Here is a 17,750-nt window from a genome sequence, read left to right as displayed (position 1 = left end):
TCGGGGCATGGAAAAGCACAACGGAAAGCGCGCCCTCATCACCGGTGGCAGCAGCGGAATCGGCCTGTCGATCGCACGCCTGCTGGCGGCCGAGGGTGCTCGGGTAATGGTCACGGGGCGCAAAGAAGCCGCGCTCGAAGCGGCGCGCGAAGAGGGGCTGGTCGCGGTGCGCAGCGACGTCACCTCAAAAGCCGACATCGACGCCCTGGCGGGGAAGGTCGAGGAGGAGTTCGGTCAACTGGACGCGGTGTTCCTGAACGCGGGCATCACCGACTCGGTGTCGTTCGAGGCGACGACCGAGCAGATGTACGACGCCATCTTCGCGGCCAACACCAAGGGGCCCTACTTCACCTTGCAGCGGCTGCTTCCGCTGCTTGCCGAGGGCAGCGGCGTGGTGCTGACCACCTCGGTCTCAAACGTCCTGGGGCAGCTGGACCATGGTGTCTACGCGGCGAGCAAGGCGGCCCTCCGGTCGATGGCGCGCACCTGGGCTCGCGAATTGCTGCCGCGCGGCGTACGAGTCAACGCGGTGAGCCCGGGGCCGATCGACACGGGAATTCTGCACAAGCACCTGCCCGCCGAAGTGGCGGATGAAATGGTGGCGGGTTTCGCCGCCCAGATTCCGATGCTGCGCATAGGGAATCCGGAGGAGGTCGCGCGTGCCGCCATTTTCTTGGCTTTCGACGCGACCTACACCACCGGCGCCGAACTCGCGGTGGACGGTGGTGGCACCCAATTGTGATGCCACCCGCGGGAACACCGCTCAGGATCGGGTGGTGTTCCCGCTCGCCCTCGGTGTCGGATGTGGATTCCGGTCACGCGACCGCCGCCCCTGCTGGACGCGGTCCCGATGGCCTGGTGCCGATGGCTTGGTGCCGATGATGACCGTCGCGTCCAGCTCGTCGCATTCGGCCAGCCGTGGCTCCAGCCCGTCCTCCGCCACGATGGCCATCGCCGTGGCCGCCTGCCGTCCGCTCGTCTCGAAGAGCAGCGAGCCGCCCGGGGTCAGCCAGCCGCCCGCCCCGGCGGTCACCCGGCGCAGGACGTCCAGCCCGTCCGCGCCGCCGTCCAGCGCCACCCGCGCCTCGTGGACCCGGGCCTCCGGCGGCAGCAGCCCGACCTCCTCGGTGGGCACGTACGGGACGTTGGCCAGCAGGAGGTCCACGCGGCCGCGCAGCGCGGCGGGCAGCGGCTCGTAGAGGTCGCCCGCGTACACCGTGCCGCCCGCCGCCCCGACATTGCGCCGCGCGCAGCGCACCGCGACCGGGTCGATATCGGTCGCGTACAGCTCCACCCCGCCCAGGGCGGAGGCCAGCGCGGCGCCCAGCGCGCCCGAGCCGCAGCACAGATCGACCACGACGGCCCCGGACCGGGCCAGCGGTACGGCCTGCTCGACCAGGAACTCGGTGCGCCGACGCGGTACGAAGACCCCGGGGTCGATGGATATGCGAAGCCCCCGGAAGTCCGCCCAGCCGAGGACGTGCTCCAGCGGCAGCCCGGCGGCGCGCCGGTCCACCATGGCGTCGATCTCGGCCGGAACGTGGCCCGCGGAAAGGATCAGCCGCGCCTCGTCCTCGGCGAACACGCACCCGGCGGCGCGGAGCCTGGTGACGACGGCGGAAAAGGTGGCAAGCGAAGGTGAAGGTGAAGGTGAAGCCGACATGGAAGCCTGGAAGCCTTTCGGGATCCCTGAGGGCGCCCCCCGGCAGTCGGCTATCCCGTGAATCCCTGCGGCGAGAGCACCCAGCCTGAACTGGCGTTGATGGGTCTCACCTCCTCGGTGCGTACGGGTGTGGCCACATTACCCGATGCCCCGGCGCCGTGGCGGTCACGGTGCGGCCGGGGCAGCCGGTGCGGTCGGGGTAGCCGGGGTGGCCGGGGCACCTGGGGTAGCCGGGGCGCGGAAGGTGCGCCGGTACGCCGACGGGGCGACCCCCGCCTCCGCCGCCAGATGCCGCCGCAGCGAGGTGGCGGTGGCGAAGCCGACCTCGTGGGCGACCCGTTCCACCGGCAGATCGCTGGACTCCAGCAGGTGCCGCGCCCGCCGCAGCCGCTGCTGGGTCAGCCAGCGGCCGGGGCTCAGACCGGTCTCCTCCCGGAAGCGCCGGGCGAAGGTACGGGTGCTCATCGCCGCGTGCGCGGCCAGCTCGTCCAGCGACAGCGGGAGTTCCAGCCGTTGCAGCGCCCAGTCGCGGGTCGGCCCGGTGCCGGTGTCGCCCGCGGGCGGCAGCGGACGCTCGATGTACTGCGCCTGCCCGCCGTCCCGGTACGGCGGCACGACGCAGCAGCGGGCGACCTGGTTGGCCACCTCGCTGCCGTGGTCCTGGCGCACCAGGTGCAGGCAGACGTCGACACCGCTCGCCGCCCCGGCGGAGGTCAGCACGTCACCGTGGTCGACGAAGAGCACACCGGCGTCGAGCTCGACCCGGGGGAACAGCTCCCGGAAGTGGTCGCCGAGCGCCCAGTGGGTGGTGGCCCGCCGCCCGTCCAGGAGACCGGCGGCGGCCAGCAGGAAGGCACCGGTGCAGATGGACACCAGACGGGTGCCGGGGCGGACGCGGGACAGGGCCGCGAGGGCCTGCGGGTCCGGGGTGGCGGCGGAGGCCCGGGAGATCGCGTACGGAGGGATGACCACGGTGTCCGCCTCGGCCAGCACCTCGGGGCCGTGCCCGGGGGTGACGGTCAGATCCGAGTCGGTACGCACGGGCCGCCCGTCCGCGCTGGCGGACAGCACCTCGTAGCGGCCGTCGGCGGAACCCAGGACCCGGTGCGGAATGCCGAGTTCGAAGGGGTAGACGCCGTCGAGGGCGAGGACGACGACCTTGTGGGCGCCGGGTCGTGGGTCCGGGTGCATCAGGCGGTCCAGCCCGGCGGCGCGCTCGGCGAGGTCACGGGCCCGGGAGGGCGCGGTGGGCGCGGTGGGCGCGGCGGCCTCGGGGCGGGGGCCGAGGGTGCCGGGGGTGTCGAGGGCACTGGGAACGCGGCGGGCGGCAGGGGCGGTGGACATGGCAGGAATGTATCGGAGACTGACCTTCTGGCCATCGTCCCGGGCCGGACCGTACGGCCAGGATCGAGGCATGACTTCGACGGACACCCCTGACAACCCCGCCGCCCCGGCCGCCGCCCCCGTGATGCTCGCCCTGCACCAGACGGCCCTCGGCGGCCCCGAGGTCCTGCGGCTGACCGAGCTTCCGCGGCCCGCGCCCGGCCTCGGGGAGATCCTCGTCGCCGTGCACGCGGCCGGGCTCAACCCCACGGACTTCAAGCACCGCGCCATGAGCAGATTCCTGCCGCCCCCGCCGCTGACCCTCGGCTGGGACGTCTCCGGCACCGTGGTGGAGACCGGTTTCGGCGTCACCCTCTTCCGCCCCGGTGACGAGGTGTTCGGCATGCTGCCCTACCCGTACGGGGTCGGCTCCCACGCCGAGTACGTCACCGGCCCCACCCGCGCCTTCGCCGCCAAGCCCGCCGGGATCGACCACGTCCAGGCGGCCGCTCTGCCGCTGGCCGCGCTCACCGCCTGGCAGGCCCTCGTCGATACCGCGGACCTCCGGGCCGGGCAGCGGGTGCTGATCCACGCCGCGGCCGGCGGTGTCGGCCATCTCGCCGTACAGATCGCCAAGGAGCGCGGCGCGCACGTCACCGGGACGGCGAGCGCTCCCAAGCACGACTTCCTGCGCGAGCTCGGCGCGGACGCCTGTGTCGACTACCGCTCCGAGGACTTCACCGACACCGACGAGCGCTACGACGTCGTCCTCGACGCCCTCGGCGGGGAGACCGCCACCCGTTCCGTGAGCGTGCTCCGCCCCGGCGGCACCCTCGTCTCCCTGCTGCCGGGCGCCGAGGACACCCGGGCGGCGGCGGAGAAGGCACAGGTCCGCGCCGTCACCCTGCTCGTCGAGCACGACCAGGCCGGGATGCGCGCCATCGCCGAACTCGTCGAGCGGGGCAGGCTCCGCGCCCACGTCTCCGGCACCTTCCCCCTCGCCGAAGGCGCCCGGGCCCATGTCCAGGGGGAGACGGGCCGCACCACGGGCAAGCTGGTCATCACCGTGCGCTGAGGCGGGACGACTCGAGAGCGGCAGACGTGGCTCAGCTCGTGAGCGCCTCGTACCGCACCCCCGTCAGCCGCTCGGACGCGGCCCACAGCCCCCGCCCCGCCGTGTCGCTGAGCGTCCACTTGGCGCGGGCCGAGCGGACGGGGGAGCCGCGCCACAGGCCCTGGAGCGGCGGGCCGAAGAAGTCGTCCTGGCGTACGTCCGGCCCGGTCGCCGCGTACAGGACGGGGAGCGTGCCCTGCTCCGGGCTCTGGGCGAAGTAGCGGTTGCCGATCGCCATGAACCGCTCCTTCGCCCGGCGGCCCTCCATCTTCGGCGCGGCGGACATGAGGTTGGTCGCGGCGTAGCCGGGGTGCGCGGCGGCCGCCACCAGGCGGACGCCCGCGGTGCGCAGCCGGTGGGCGAGCTCGTGGGTGAAGAGGAGATTGGCGGACTTGGAGCGGGCGTAGGCGACCCAGCGCCGGTACCCCCGCTCCATGTTCAGGTCGCGCGGATCGACCGTCCCCAGCATGTGCATAAAGCTGGAGACGGTGACCACCCGCGCCCCCGGGCCCGCCTCCAGCAGCTTCGGCAGCAGCAGCCCGGTCAGCGCGAAGTGCCCCAGGTGGTTGACGCCGAACTGCATCTCGAAGCCATCGGCGGTCCTGCGGTGCGGGAGGGCCATCACGCCCGCGTTGTTGATCAGCAGATCGAGCCGGTCGCCCTTGTGCTCGGCCGCGAAGGCCCGTACGGACGCCAGGTCCGCGAGGTCCAGCGGCGCGACCTCCACCCGCGCACCCGGCGCCTGCGCCCGGATCCGCTCCGCGGCCTCGGCTCCACGCCGCTCGCTGCGGCACCCGAGCACCACCCGCGCACCGCGGCGCGCCAACTCCCGGGCGGTGACGAAGCCGAGCCCGCTGTTGGCGCCGGTCACGACGGCGGTGCGGCCGGTCTGATCGGGGATGTCGCTCGCGGTCCAGCCCTTCATCACGCGCTCCTTCGCGGTCTGCCGCGGTCTGTCGCGGTGTGCGTTACGCGCCGGTAGCCATCGATTGCGGCGACAGCCTAGGCGCGCCCCCGCGAGGATGCGAGATGAACGGCCTTACAGGCCCGCGGGGGCGATACCGGAGCGCAATGTGCACAACGTTGCAGGTGCTATGCCATTGAGGGCATTCTGGACGGTGGCGTTCGCGAAGGCTTCATCGGGGGGTTGGAGTGAGTTCGCACGACTTGGCGGGTCCCCCCGAGGGGGCACGGGGGCCTGCGGCGACGGTGCGGCTGGAGGGCCGGCAGGCGACGGTCGAGTTCGACGGGCGGCATTGCGTCATCCGATATCCGTTTTCCGGCCGCTGGTCGGTGCTGCGTGCTCTGAACGGCCGTCCGATACCCCTCTCCGCGCTGGCCCGCGTCATCCTCACGCCACCTGCCGAACGGTCCGGATGGGGCTTCCTCCGACTGGTTCCGCGTCCAGGGGCCGATGCCGTCTCCGAGGTGCTCGGCGCTCAGCCGCCCGATTCCGTCGACCCCTACCTGATCCGCTTCCACCGCAGGGAGCTGGCTCAGGCCAGGAGAGTCCACGGCCTGTTGACGGAGGCGATCGGGAGGCTCTCGCCGCCCTCCGTCGGGGGTCGGCTCCCGCTGTCCGTACCGTCGCCACCCCGGCGGTTGCGGGCCGTCCACAGCACGGTGGAGTTCGACGGCCGGGTCATCCGGCTCACCGGTGGTGCCCATCATGGAGCCGACGGCTCGGCGCGCGTCGTCCCGCTGTGCGCGCTCGACGGGGTCAGCTACATCCATCGGCACCCCGAGCTCGGTCCTCTCCTGCGCCTCCACCTCCCCGGGGCCGGACCGTCGTTCGCCGATCCCCTCCACGATCCGGACACGCTCGTTCTCAACGCACTGAGAGAGGCCGAGAACGTGCTCTTCGCCGCCTCGCTGCTGGAAGCCCTGAGCGTCTCGGCGTCGTCCCCGGTCGCGCTGCGCATGGACCACGCGGGCCAAGGGCAGGACGAGTTCACCGCCCATGCCGAGCTGGACGGACAGCGCGTGGGCACGGTCCTGGCGCGTACGCCCGCCGGGGCCCCGCATATCCGTGAGATCGCCCAGCTCCACGTGGCCCCGTCGACCGGCATCAGCCGGGTGAGGGGCGTGGAAGACGCGCTGCTCAAGGCAGTGCTCCGGTGGGCGTACGGATCAGGGGCCGAGTATCTGACGGTGGCCCGGGACGATGGCCGGCCGGGGCGTGGCGATCTCTACCGGCGCCATGGGTTCGGGCGTACCGTGAGCCGGGCGCCGGGGGAGAGCGTCCCCTGTCTCGCTCTGAGGCCGTACGCCGCCCACCGCGCCGATGTGCTTTCCGTGCTGGGCGATGTGTCGCCCCGCCGCGGCCGCAGGAAGACGGCGGGGTGCGGCGCCTGGGCGCTCGGCTTCTTCGTCTTCTTCGCGCTCGTCCTCATCGGCGGGGCCTACCAACTCACCGAGGGACCACGGGTGGCGGGGCTGCCCGTGGGCTTCCTCGCGATGGCGCTCCTGATCACGGTGCTCGTCTGGCCGCTGGTCCGTGCCGCCCTCCGTGCGCGGGAGCTGACGCAGGCGACGGACGCACCCGGCGTGATCCGCGAGGATCCCCGTCCTCCGGTCCTCTACCTGCGCTCCTTCCGCGATGATGAAACGGCGCGGAAGCCGACCAGGATCGGCTCCTTCGCCACCGAGGAGGAGTCGGTGGCCACGGCCATGACCGGGATCGGTCCATTCATCGGTCTCGATCAGGAGATCCAGGTGCTGGGAGCGGCGAAGGCCAAGGTCGCGGACGAGGACTGGCGCGATGCGGTGACCACGTTGCTGTCCCGGTGTCAGCTGGCGGTGATGCGCTGTGGGGCCGGGGACTCCCTGTACTGGGAACTGGAGCAATCGGTGCGGTTGCTGAGGCCGGAACAACTGGTGATCCTGATCCCCAGAGACCGGAAGCTGTACGAAGGCTTTCGGCGGCGCGCTGCGGGGATCCTGCCACATGCGCTTCCTCCGCTGCCCGCCGCGACCTCTGGGCGTCGGCCACTCGTGGCCGCGATCAGGTTCTCCGACGGCTGGCTGCCGCGGCTGATTCCGCTGCGATTGCCGTTCCTGCTGCGCTTCCTCTCTCTGGAGTCGTGTCTGGCCTTCCGTCTCCTCCCGGAGCTGAGGGAGTTCCACTACAGAAGGTCGGTCTTCTGGAAACGGCGCGTGCTCTTCTTCCTGTTCGTCACCGCCGGGGTCTACCTGCTTCTTGGCCGCGGACTGCCGCTCATGGAGGCGCTGACCAACATGATGGACGCGGGCGACGATGTGCGGCGCGAATGGGACAAGATCACTCCCGTGCCCACGCTTCCCGCTGCCGGCGAAGGCCCATGACATTGAGGACCGTGCGCCACGGGAGCCCCCGCGGCCGCCCGGTTGGGTCCTTCACCGCGCGGATCGGCGGTGTGGACGCCGTCCTGGGGTGTTCCACAGCCGGAGGCGGCACTCGGGGGAGCCGGTGTGCTTGGTAGGATATGCCCACGATGCGCACCCTCACCCCTGCCGTTGCTGAGCCGCGTGGACGTGAGTCGCGAGCAGGTCGCGCAGACTCGCCGTGTAGGCGGACGGGTGGCTGGTGTTGCCGTTGTGGCCGCCGGGCAGTTCCACGACGTCGGTGCCGAGTGCGTCCGCGAGGGCGTAGGCGCAGCGGCGGTCGAAGACGCCTTCGGGGGTGGTGTGGCCGACTGCGGGGACGACGCGGGTGGGCGTGGCCGCGAGGGCGGCCGCGTCGAGGGTGTCTTCGAGCACCGCGGTGAAGTCGTGACGGATGAAGTAGTCGAAGTTGGTGCGGCGCAGGTCGTTGATCGGCTGCGGGGTCAGACCGGGTTCGGCGTCGCGTCCGCTGGTGTCGACGCCGAGTACCCGGGCGATCTCCGGGAGGGCCGCGGCGAGGCCGGAACGTATGTAGAGCCGCCGCAGGTCCGCGAGTTCGTGTTCATGGCGAGCCCGTTCGGCGGCGGGCAGCAGCCGGGGTGCGACGGGCTCGTGGGCGATCAGCGTGTGGATCCGGCCCGGGTGCCGCACCGCGAGGTGCAGGCCGATGACGGCGCCGAGGCTGCATCCGAGCATGGCGGCCGGTTCGGATGTCACCGTCGCGAGCAGGAGTGCCGCGTCGTCCGCGTGCTCGGCGAGCGTCGCCCCGCGTGACGGGTCGTCGAGTCGGCTCCGGGACAGGCCCCGCCGGTCGTAGGTGATCACCGTGTGGGTGTCCGCGAGGTGTGCGACGAGGTCGACGGTGCGGTCGGCGTCTCCCTCTCCGCTCTGCCCGATGAGCAATGTGGGTCCGTGCCCGCGCAGTTGGTAGTGGAGTGTGGCTCCGGGCGCGCGGACGGTGCCGGTGTGCGTGGCTTCGTCGTTCGTCATGGGCTCCCCCTCGTCTCGGTCGTGACGGCCATGCGTCAACGCTAATCCATCGGATTCGATGCATCAAGATAGATGCATCGAATCCGATGGATCGAGTATCATCGGGGTGTGAACGGAGTTGAGCTCTTCCTTCTGGGGCGCACGCTGATGAAGATCGGTGAGGACGCCATGCCCGAGCCTCCCGGCGGAGCCGACCGCCATAAGGGCAGCACGCGCTTGGTGTTGATCGCTGCCAGCGACGTGGCCGCGCACCCCGGCACCACCGTGGGCGACATCGCGGCCCGCACCGGGCTGCCGCAGAGTCAGATCTCCACCGCCGTCGCCCGCCTGAAGGAGGCGGGGGCGATCACCGTTGCCCCCGACCCCACTGATCGCCGCCGCGTTCTCATCAGTCCCGCCGTGGAGCCATCTGCCCGCGTCGAGCAGGTCCGCGCCACGACCATCGACGCCGCCCTGGCCGCTGCCCTCGGTACCGACGATCCTCACCGTCTGCGTGAGGTGACCGACGCCCTCGCGGTCCTCGCCCGCCACCTCATCCCGTAAGTCCCACAGTTGGAAGGGGGCCGCGCCTTCCGGGGGCCGCGCGGCGTGGTCCGGTGCGGCGCCGTCTCGCGCCTTCGGCGCAATTGAGCAGCGGGGCAGGGGGTGCCCGGCGCGGGCTGCGTCGCCGACCGCCGGGCCGGTGGGGGCGGGCGCCGGTGGCGGCTCCGGCGCTCGGGGGCTGGGGTCGGTGCCGCGCTGCGGGCGTCGGGGTACCCCCTCTCGAAAACGTTTGACGAATTAGTTGCTTCAGATCAAGCGTTTTTTAGAAGGGGTACCCGGAGGGGCTGCCCCGGGGCCCACCGGCTCGCGGTCCGGAGGGGCCTCGGGTGCCGAAGTGGGAAGCCGCCACCGGCGCTCACACCCGCCGACCCGGCACCCGGCGACGGTGCCGCGCCCCCCATCCCCTGCCCCGCTGCTCAATTGCGCCGAAGGCGCGAGACGAAAGCGGCACCCGACCGAGCACAGTAGCCCCGCTCACCTCGTAGGCGGCGGGGTCGCTGTCGGAGCCATGAGCGATGATCTGCCCATGGCTGTATGCGACGGGGGAGACGGGGGAGGTCCGATGACGACCGGTGCGTGGACGGCTGTGGATGACCGGCGCGTGGTGCCCGCGCTGGGTGGGCTCATCGAGGGCACGGGGATGTGGCGGGCCGGGACGCTGGCCTGCATGGACCGTACCGGCCGGTTCCTGACCGGGGCGTGGGATCCGCCCGGCCCCGAGGGGGAGGACGGGCCCGGGATCGCCGGGGAGGGGTCGTGGACGCGGTTCATCGGGCGGATCGGGGCCGTGGCGCTCCGGGCCGCCGTCGCGTCCACGCGGCCCGAGCGGCGTGAGCGGCAGCTGGCGTTGCTGGAGATGTGGGCGGAGAGCCCGTTCGCCGACCCGGAGGCCCGGCTGCGCACCGGGATCGTGGTCACCGAGCGGTCGGCGGTGCGGGACGGGCGCGGGGCGGCCGTCAGCGTCGGGTGGGGCCGGGAGGGGCGGCGCCGGTTCGTCGAGCTGCGGACGGGGGACGCGGAGCCGCCGAGCCTGGGGGAGATCGAGGAGGCGCGGGAGGTGCCGCGCGGCTGGGGGAGCCCGGAGCAGCTGCGGCGGCTGGTGGCGCTGGTCCGTGAGCGGGGCCCGGCCCCGTGGGACCGGGAGGCGGTGGCCCTGTTGCGGGAGCGTACGGGCATGGGGCGCCCCGCCGCGTCCCTCGCGCTCGCCGGGCTGCTGGAGCGGATGTACGTCCCGTTCCTGGACGCCGACGAGCGGGCGACGCTGCGGCTGAAGGTGGCCGAGGCCGAGGACGGCGCGTCCGAACTGGCCCGGCTGACCCCGGCGGAGCGGCTGGACCTGCTCGCGGACGTGCTCCCCGAGGACCCGGCCGAGCTGTGGGAGCCGGACGGGATGCGCGGAGTGGCCGAGCGGCTCGCCGAGGCGTGGCAGGCGCGGCGCGGCAAGCGGATCGTGGTGCCCGAGCGCACCCTCAAGGCGGTCGTGGAGCTCCAGCTGCTCCGCGTGTCGGCGGCCGAGTTCTGCGCGGCGTTCACCCGCCCCGCCGCCGAACCCGGGCTCGGCGCGCCCCTCGACACCTGGCTCAAGAACAGCGAGCACGGCCCGCTGCTCACCGACGCCCGGTGGGACGTCATGAGGTTCCAGGACCGCCTGCACTCCGTCGTGCCGCACCTGTCCTGGGTCTACGCCGAACTCCCCGCCGGTGACCCGGTCCGCGAGGGGCTGCCAGGACTGGTGCGGCTGCTCCTCGAGCGCCTGGACCACCCGGGGCTGCTGCTGCGCGCCGGACTTCCCGCCGGGGCCGGGCGTACGGTCGCCGAGCTCCAGGAGCGGTTCGGGTTCCGGCCGTACGCGGGCCCGGAGCGGCTGGACGTCGCGAGCATCGACGACGGGCTCACCGTCATCACGGACGGCTCGGTCAGCCGCCGGGGGGATCGGTCCCCGCCCAGGGTGTACTTCCGCCCCGCGTTCTACGGCGACGACGAGCGGTCGAGGGCCCTGGCGGAGGCCACATCCGGCTACGGCCGTGAGGATTTCCCCCTCGTCGAGTGGCTGCGCGGCCCGGCCTGCGCGCGCATCGTCGAGCGGGTCGAGAGCGGGTCGCTGCCGGTCGGGGCGTACGAGTCCAACCCGGCGGCCTCCGCGCCCGACCTGGTCGCGCGGGTCGCCGACGCGCTCGGTCTCGACGAGGACGCGGCGGCGCTCCACCTCCAGCTGCTGGCCCTGCCCGCCCCGACCGACCGGAACGTCCGCACCTGGAACGGCTGGAAGACCGCCCGGCACGAGAAGGCCGCCGCCGCGCTGGTCGAGCGCGGTATCGTCATCGAGGACAAGCGCCCCCGGGCGGGCCGCCAGGTCTTCCTGCCGGGCGAGTGGATCCACGCCAAGAAGCCGTACCAGCCCATGGAGGCATGGAAGGCGGAGCTGATCGGGGTGCGGCGCTCCTACAACCGGCGGCTGGAGAATCCGCTGCCGCTGCCCACCCGTACCCTGCCCGAACTGTTCGCCCACGCCTGGGCGCTGGTGGAGAAGGGCGAGGGACCGACCTGAACCGGCCCCTCCGCCTCGTGGTCTGAACCGGTCCCTTCGCAACCGGCCCCGGGCGCCCCGCCCCGCCGCTACTTCACCCGTACCTCGCACACCATCCGCCGCCGATGGTCCACCGTGCGCTCGGGCCCGGTCAGCGTCAGCGGCACGGTGTGCCGTACGTCGGACTCGGCGCTGGAGGAGGCCAGCCGCAGCTCCAGGGCGCCCGGCTCCACCACCCGCGTGCCATCGGCGCCCAGCGGATACGAGGCGAGGTCGGCGTGGAAGGCGAAGTGGACCTCGGCGGACTCACCCGGCCGCAGCGGCACCCGTGCGTAGCCGATCAGCCGGGACACCGGCCGGGCGATACGGGCCACCGGATCGTGCAGATAGAGCTGTACGACCTCGGTCCCGGCCCGGTCACCGGTGTTGCGCACGGTCAGCCGGACCGTGGTCTCCCCGTCGGTCGGCACATCGGCCGCGTCGGCCACCGGGCGCTCCCAGGCGAACGAGGTGTAGGACAGCCCGTGGCCGAAGGGGAACAGCGGGGTCGGGTCGATCGAGCTGGCGTTGTTCTCCCCCAGCCCGAGCGGCGGCTGGGCATACGTCCAGGGCTGGCCGCCGGGCGCGTACGGAACGCTCACCGGCAGCCGGCCCGAGGGGTTGACGCGCCCGCTCAGCACCCCGGCGACCGCCGGGCCGCCCTCCTCACCGGGGAAGAACGCCTGCACGGTGGCGGCCAGCAGGCGCGACCAGCGGCCGAGGGCGTAGGGCCGGCCGGTGAACAGCACCAGCACGACGGGCGTGCCGGTGGCCACCAGCGTGTCCAGCAACGCCCCCTGCTCACCGGGGAGTTCGAGGTCGGCGGCGTCACAGCCCTCGCCCGAGGTGCCCCGGCCGAACAGCCCCGAGCGGTCGCCCAGCACCGCGACGCACACATCCGCGTCCGCCGCCGTCCGGGCCGCCTGGGCCAGCCGGCTCTCGGCGGTGAGCGCCGCCGCACCGGCCGAGGCCGCGCCCCCAGCGCCCCCCGCGCCCCCCGCGTCCCCGGCGGACGCGTCCGGGCCGGGCGCGGCGCACCCCTCGGCATGGGTGATCCGCGCACCGGGCAGCTCGGCGCGCAGCGCGGCGAAGAGCGTCGGCACCTCGATGCCCAGGGGCAGTCCGGGGTGTTCCACCCCGACATGACGGGGGAAGGTGTAGCAGCCGAGCATGGCGGCGGGGTCGTCGGCGAGCGGGCCGACCACCGCGATCCGGGCGTCCGGCGCGAGCGGCAGCACATCGCCGTCGTCGGCGAGCAGCACCACCGACTCCTCGGCGAGCTCCCGCGCGACGGCCCGCATCTCCGGGGGGTCGAGATCGACGGTCCCCGCGGAGTCCACGGCCCCCGCGAGCACCGACGGCGTCGGCGACCAGTCCGCGTCCAGCAGCCCCAGCTCGCACTTCTGCCGCAGCACCCGCAGCGCCGCCCGGTCCACCAGCGCCTCGTCCACCTCCCCGGCCAGCACCGCCTCCCGCAACGGGGTGCCGAAGCAGCGCACCGCGGGCAGCTCCACGTCCACACCGGCCGCCAGGGCGAGCCCGGCCGCGCCGCCCCGGGTGTCGGCCACCCGGTGGGCCAGCTCCAGGAAGGACACCCCGAAGTAGTCGGAGACGACGGTGCCGGTGAAGCCCCAGGTGTCGCGGAGCAGTTCGGTCAGCAGCCAGGGGTTGGCGGCCGAGGGCACCCCGTCGAGGTCGTTGTAGGCGTGCATGACCGACCGCGCGCCCCCGTCCCGTACCGCCAGTTCGAAGGGCGGCAGGATGACATCGGCGAGTTCCCGGGGGCCGATGGAGACGGGTGCGTGGTTGCGGCCGCCCCGGGAGGCGGCGTAGCCCGCGAAGTGCTTGAGGGTGGCGACGATCCCGGCGGACTCCAGGCCGTGGACGTACGCGGTGCCGATGGTCGCGACCAGATACGGGTCCTCGCCGATGGACTCCTCCGTACGGCCCCAGCGCGGGTCCCGCACCACGTCCAGCACCGGGGCCAGACCCTGGTGGATACCGGCCGACCGCAGCGAACCGCCGATCAGCCCGGCCGCCCGCCCCACCAGCGCAGGGTCGAAGGACGCGCCCCAGGCGAGCGGGGTGGGGAAGACGGTGGCGCGCCAGGCGAAGAAGCCGGTCAGACACTCCTCATGGGCCAGCGCCGGGATCCCGAAGCGGTTCCCGGCGGCGATCCGGGCCTGGAGGCGGGCGAGCGCGGCGGCGCCCTCGGCCGGTTCGACGGGGGAGGTGCCGAACGGGCGGGTCAGTTGGCCGATGCCGTGCGGGAGGAGGCCGTCGAGGTCCACGGCCTCGGACACCTCGTGCTGGAGCGGGGCGACGTCCTCGCCCTCCTCGGCCTCGGATCCCGGCCAGACGCCGACGAGTTGGGCGAGTTTCTCCTCCAGCGTCATCGAGGAGAGCAGGGCCGCCGCGCGGTCCTCGGCGGAGAGGGAGGTGTCCTGCCAGGGCTGAGGCATGAAGCTCCTTGTCGGGGAGGGACGGCGGGAGAGACGGCGGGGTGGGAGAACGGCTCGCGTACCGCGCGCGGGGGGCCTATTTGCCGCCCACGCCCATCAGCCCGCTGATCAGCTGACGGCGGGCGAAGAGATAGACCAGGAAGATCGGGACGATGGAGAGGACCACGGCGGTGAGCAGCGCCGGGGTGTCCACCCGGAACTCGCCCACGTAGTCGTACAGCCCCAGGGTCAGCAGCCGGTTGCTCTTGGACTGGGTGAGCAGCAGCGGGAAGAGGAAGCCGTTCCAGGCGTGCAGGGCCGACATCACCCCGACCGTGGAGATCCCGGACCGCGACAGCGGCACCACGAGCTGGAGCAGCACCCGGGTCGGGCTCGCCCCGTCCAGCGCCATCGACTCGTACAGCTCCTCGTCGATGTCGCGCATCGTGCCGACCAGGATCAGCACGCTGACCGGGAGGGAGAACGCGGCCGTCGGCAGGATCACCGCGAGCAGGGTGTCGTACAGATGGAGCTTGGTGATGACCAGATAGACCGGGATCACCACCGCCTGGGAGGGGATCGCGAGACCCAGTAGGAAGATCTGGAAGATCCGGCGGGAGGCCCGGCCGCGGGCACGGACGACGGTGTAGCCGACGGTCACCGACAGCGTGATCACGATCGCCGCGCACACGGCCGTGACCAGCGCGGTGTTGAGGAGATAGGAGAGGAAGTCGGAGCGCAGCACCCGACGGTAGTTGGCGAGCGTCGGATGGTCGGGCAGGGCCAGCGGGCCGTCGTCGATATAGCCGTCGCGGGTCTGGAAGGTGGCGGCCACCAGGACGTACAGCGGCAGTCCGACGATGCCGAGCCAGATCAGGGAGCCGAGCCCGGCAGGGTAGTTCCAGCGGGGCAGACCCCGGCGGCGGAGGCGGGGGCGAGGGGCCGCCGGGGTCTTGTTCGGCGTACGGACGCCGTTCAGGGGGCGGTTCGGGTGAGGATTCGGGTGGTCGTGCAGGACGTCGGTCACATCCCCTCCCGGGTGCTGCGCATCGCGGCGAAGCCGGTGAGCCGCACCAGCAGCAGCGAGACGGTGGTGGCGACGACGACGAGGATGGTGGCGACCGCGCTGGCGTAGCCGAGGTCGAACGCCTGGAAGCCGTTCTTGTACATCAGGTACGGCACGATCGTGGTGTCCGTGCCCGGCCCGCCCTTGGTGAGGATCAGGACGGTGTCGAAGAAGGTCAGCGCGCCCACCACCATGATCACCGAGGAGGTGACGATGGTGTTGCGCAGCTGGGGCAGGGTGATCGAGAAGAACTGCCGTACGGTCCCGGCGCCGTCGATCGCCGCCGCGTCGTAGAGCGAGCGCGGGATGGCGCGGGCGCCGCCCTGGTAGATCAGCGTGTGCAGCGGGATGAACTGCCAGGCGGTAACGAAGAGGATCGCCCCGAAGGCGCCCTTGGAGCTGCCGAGCAGATCGCCGTCCGCGAAGCCCAGGGCGGGCCCGATGTCGGCGATCAGACCGAAGTTGGGGTCCAGCAGCGACTTCCAGACCAGCGCGAGCGCCACGGAGGAGCCGAGCAGCGGCAGGAAGAAGATGGCCGACAGCACGGCCCGGTTGCGCTGCCGCCCGGCCGCCCAGACGCCCAGCAGCAGGGCGAGCGGGGTCTGGAACACCCAGGTCAGTACGGTGAGGATCAGGCTGAGCCAGATGGCCTGATGGGTCTCCGGGTCGTCCCACAGCCGGGACCAGTTGCTCATCCCGGTCCAGCTCGGGGTGCCGATGCCGTCCCAGTCGGTGAAGGCGAGGGCGCCGACCAGGACCATCGGCGCCACGGCGAAGAAGACGAAGAACAGCGCGCCGGGGAGCGCCCAGACGACGCCGGGCCGGCCGACCCCGGCCCGGCCGACTTTCGGTCGGCCGACGCTTTGGCGCGCTTCGCGCGCCGGGCGCCGTTCGCGGGTCGGGCGCCGCCCGCTCGTCGCGGCGTCCGCCATCACATGCCCTTCAGGGCGTCGATGAACCCGGCCGGGCTGAGCTGCCCGTTGAACAGCTTCTGCACGGCGGTGTGCAGCGGTGGGGTGTACTTGGCGGGCAGCGCCTGGTCCCAGGAGAGCGTGAAGTCCGGGGCCTGCTTGACCAGGTCGTACTGGAACCGCGCGTAGTCGGGGTTCTCGTGCCCGGCGAGCAGGGAGGTGGCGTCGGAGGTGGTGGGGACGTCCCCGTTGGCGATCAGGTCCTTGGAGTAGTCCTTCTTCGCCGCGAACTTCACGAACTCGATCGCCGCCTTCTGCTTGTCGCCCTTCACCTTGGCGTTGACCGACCAGTAGTTGGTCGGGTTGCCGACGACGCTCTTGGGGTCACCGGTGCCGCCGGGGACGGCCGGGAAGGTGGTCCAGCCCAGCCCCGACTTGGCGAACGCGGGCTGGTTGGCCTTCTGGTTGGCGTACTCCCAGCTGCCCATCAGATGCATGGCCGCCTTGCCCTTGGCGAAGAGGGTGGAGGCCCCGTCGGCGGTGTAGTTGACCGACTTGTAGTTCTTGCCGAACGCGCCCCGGCCGACCAGGTCCCTGACGGTCTGCGCGGCTTTGAGCACCGCCGGGTCGTCCCACGCCGCCATGCCCTGGCTCTGGATCTTCTGGAACACCCCGGCCCCGCCGTAGCGGTCCACGAGGTACTCCACCCACATCAGCTCGGTCCAGGCGTCGGTGCCCGCCAGCGCGAAGGGGGTGACGCCCTTGTCCTTGAACGTGTCGATGAGCTTCAGCAGATCATCCCAGGACTTCGGGGGCTGGGCCCCGGCCTCCTCGAAGACGTCCTTGTTGTAGAAGAGGATCACCGGCTGCATCCCGCGCATGGGGATCCCGTAGTGCTTTCCGTCGATCGCGCCCGCGTCGAGGATCGTGGGGATGAACGCCTTCTTCAGCTCCGGGTCCTTGGCCATCGCCGGGTCCAGGTCGAGCAGCATGTCCTTCTTGACGAAGTCGCTGATGCTGCCGCCGCCCCAGTTGAAGAAGACGTCCGGGGCGTTGGGCGTGCCCATGGAGGTGCGCATCTTGTCCGAGTAGCCCTCGCCGGGCACCTGGGTGAGCTTCACCTTGATGTCGGAGGTCTTGTTGAACCGCTCAACGACCTCGCGCTGCACCTTGGTCGAGGCGTCCTGGTAGACCCAGACGTCGAGGGAGCCGTCATCCGAACCCCCGGGCCCGCCGCTGCCGCAGCCGGCGAGTGCCGTTCCGACCAGCAGCGTGGCGGCTGCGAGGGTGGACCTTGTCCTTGCCCTTGCCCTTGCCCTGGACCTTGACCGAGGTATGCGCATCGTGTGCCTTCCGGAAGTAGCCCGATAATTCTCGGAAGCGGTTGCGTGGAAGGTATGGGGGTGCTGATGCGGTGTCAAGGGGTCCGGCACCGCCCGGCGTTGCTCCCCACCCCGCCCCTCCCCGAACCGGGGAACACCCCCGGCCCCCCACCCCGGGGGCTGCGCCCCCACACCCCCGCCGGGGCTCTGCCCCCGCACCCCGCGGGTCTGCGCCCCGGTCCCCGGCGGGGCTCTGCCCCCGCACCCCGCGGGTCTGCGCCCCGGTCCCCGGCGGGGCTGCACCCCGGCACCCCGCCGGGGCTCTGCCCCCGCACCCCGCGGGTCTGCGCCCCGGTCCCCGGCGGGGCTGCACCCCGGCACCCCGCCGGGGCTCTGCCCCCGCACCCCGCGGGTCTGCGCCCCGGTTCCCCGCGGGGCTCCGCCCCGG

At 72.5% G+C, this 17,750-nt stretch carries 13 protein-coding genes; 5 read left to right on the top strand and 8 right to left on the bottom strand.

Going from position 1 to position 17,750, the window contains the following annotated elements:
- Positions 1–7 precede the first annotated feature (7 nt).
- The gene (locus tag ACT2CW_RS25915) at positions 8–742 is read left to right on the top strand and encodes an SDR family oxidoreductase (protein WP_445518429.1); all 735 of its coding nucleotides are present in this window, start codon (positions 8–10) and stop codon (positions 740–742) included.
- Between the two features lie 21 nt (positions 743–763).
- On the opposite strand, the gene ACT2CW_RS25910 is transcribed toward ACT2CW_RS25915, so the two are convergent.
- Together ACT2CW_RS25910 and ACT2CW_RS25905 are read right to left on the bottom strand one after the other, a co-directional pair.
- Positions 764–1,663 (bottom strand): putative protein N(5)-glutamine methyltransferase, encoded by a 900-nt coding sequence (locus tag ACT2CW_RS25910; RefSeq protein ID WP_445518428.1) that lies wholly within the window; start codon positions 1,661–1,663, stop codon positions 764–766.
- A 165-nt stretch (positions 1,664–1,828) separates the two neighbouring features.
- The gene (locus ACT2CW_RS25905; protein WP_445518427.1) at positions 1,829–3,007 is read right to left on the bottom strand and encodes a GlxA family transcriptional regulator; all 1,179 of its coding nucleotides are present in this window, start codon (positions 3,005–3,007) and stop codon (positions 1,829–1,831) included.
- 70 nt (positions 3,008–3,077) lie between these two features.
- Here ACT2CW_RS25905 and ACT2CW_RS25900 point away from each other — a divergent pair, with 70 nt between their 5' ends.
- Complete coding sequence (locus ACT2CW_RS25900; protein ID WP_445518426.1) at positions 3,078–4,061, top strand: NADP-dependent oxidoreductase; 984 nt, start codon at positions 3,078–3,080, stop codon at positions 4,059–4,061.
- 31 nt (positions 4,062–4,092) lie between these two features.
- On the opposite strand, the gene ACT2CW_RS25895 is transcribed toward ACT2CW_RS25900, so the two are convergent.
- Positions 4,093–5,025 carry an oxidoreductase gene (locus ACT2CW_RS25895; RefSeq protein WP_445518425.1) on the bottom strand — a complete coding sequence of 311 codons (933 nt, stop codon included), beginning with the start codon at positions 5,023–5,025 and terminating at the stop codon, positions 4,093–4,095.
- A 227-nt stretch (positions 5,026–5,252) separates the two neighbouring features.
- On the opposite strand from ACT2CW_RS25895, the gene ACT2CW_RS25890 reads away from it, so the two are divergent.
- On the top strand, positions 5,253–7,424 hold the full coding sequence (locus ACT2CW_RS25890; protein ID WP_445518424.1) for a GNAT family N-acetyltransferase: 2,172 nt from the start codon (positions 5,253–5,255) through the stop codon (positions 7,422–7,424).
- A gap of 159 nt (positions 7,425–7,583) precedes the next feature.
- On the opposite strand, the gene ACT2CW_RS25885 is transcribed toward ACT2CW_RS25890, so the two are convergent.
- The gene (locus ACT2CW_RS25885; RefSeq protein WP_445518423.1) at positions 7,584–8,453 is read right to left on the bottom strand and encodes an alpha/beta fold hydrolase; all 870 of its coding nucleotides are present in this window, start codon (positions 8,451–8,453) and stop codon (positions 7,584–7,586) included.
- Positions 8,454–8,561: 108 nt separating this feature from the next.
- Here ACT2CW_RS25885 and ACT2CW_RS25880 point away from each other — a divergent pair, with 108 nt between their 5' ends.
- Positions 8,562–8,996 (top strand): MarR family winged helix-turn-helix transcriptional regulator, encoded by a 435-nt coding sequence (locus ACT2CW_RS25880; protein WP_445518422.1) that lies wholly within the window; start codon positions 8,562–8,564, stop codon positions 8,994–8,996.
- A gap of 562 nt (positions 8,997–9,558) precedes the next feature.
- Positions 9,559–11,544, top strand: coding sequence for a hypothetical protein (locus tag ACT2CW_RS25875; protein WP_445518421.1), 1,986 nt, complete (start codon positions 9,559–9,561; stop codon positions 11,542–11,544).
- Between the two features lie 68 nt (positions 11,545–11,612).
- On the opposite strand, the gene ACT2CW_RS25870 is transcribed toward ACT2CW_RS25875, so the two are convergent.
- From ACT2CW_RS25870 to ACT2CW_RS25855, 4 genes are all read right to left on the bottom strand, one after another.
- A complete protein-coding gene (locus ACT2CW_RS25870) occupies positions 11,613–14,024 on the bottom strand; it encodes a beta-xylosidase/alpha-l-arabinosidase (protein WP_445518420.1) in 2,412 nt (803 codons plus the stop codon).
- A 76-nt stretch (positions 14,025–14,100) separates the two neighbouring features.
- Positions 14,101–14,916, bottom strand: a complete 816-nt coding sequence (locus ACT2CW_RS25865; RefSeq protein WP_137977861.1) for a carbohydrate ABC transporter permease — start codon at positions 14,914–14,916, stop codon at positions 14,101–14,103.
- Between the two features lie 110 nt (positions 14,917–15,026).
- Positions 15,027–16,001, bottom strand: a complete 975-nt coding sequence (locus ACT2CW_RS25860; protein ID WP_445518419.1) for a carbohydrate ABC transporter permease — start codon at positions 15,999–16,001, stop codon at positions 15,027–15,029.
- On the bottom strand, positions 16,001–17,323 hold the full coding sequence (locus ACT2CW_RS25855; protein WP_445518418.1) for an extracellular solute-binding protein: 1,323 nt from the start codon (positions 17,321–17,323) through the stop codon (positions 16,001–16,003). The genes ACT2CW_RS25860 and ACT2CW_RS25855 overlap by 1 nt, the downstream gene beginning before the upstream one ends.
- Positions 17,324–17,750: the final 427 nt, after the last annotated feature.

The sequence above is a fragment of the Streptomyces sp. NEAU-174 genome (genome assembly GCF_052665095.1).
The sequence above is the reverse complement of the archived record's forward strand: the minus strand, read 5'-3'. Positions and strand labels throughout refer to the sequence as shown.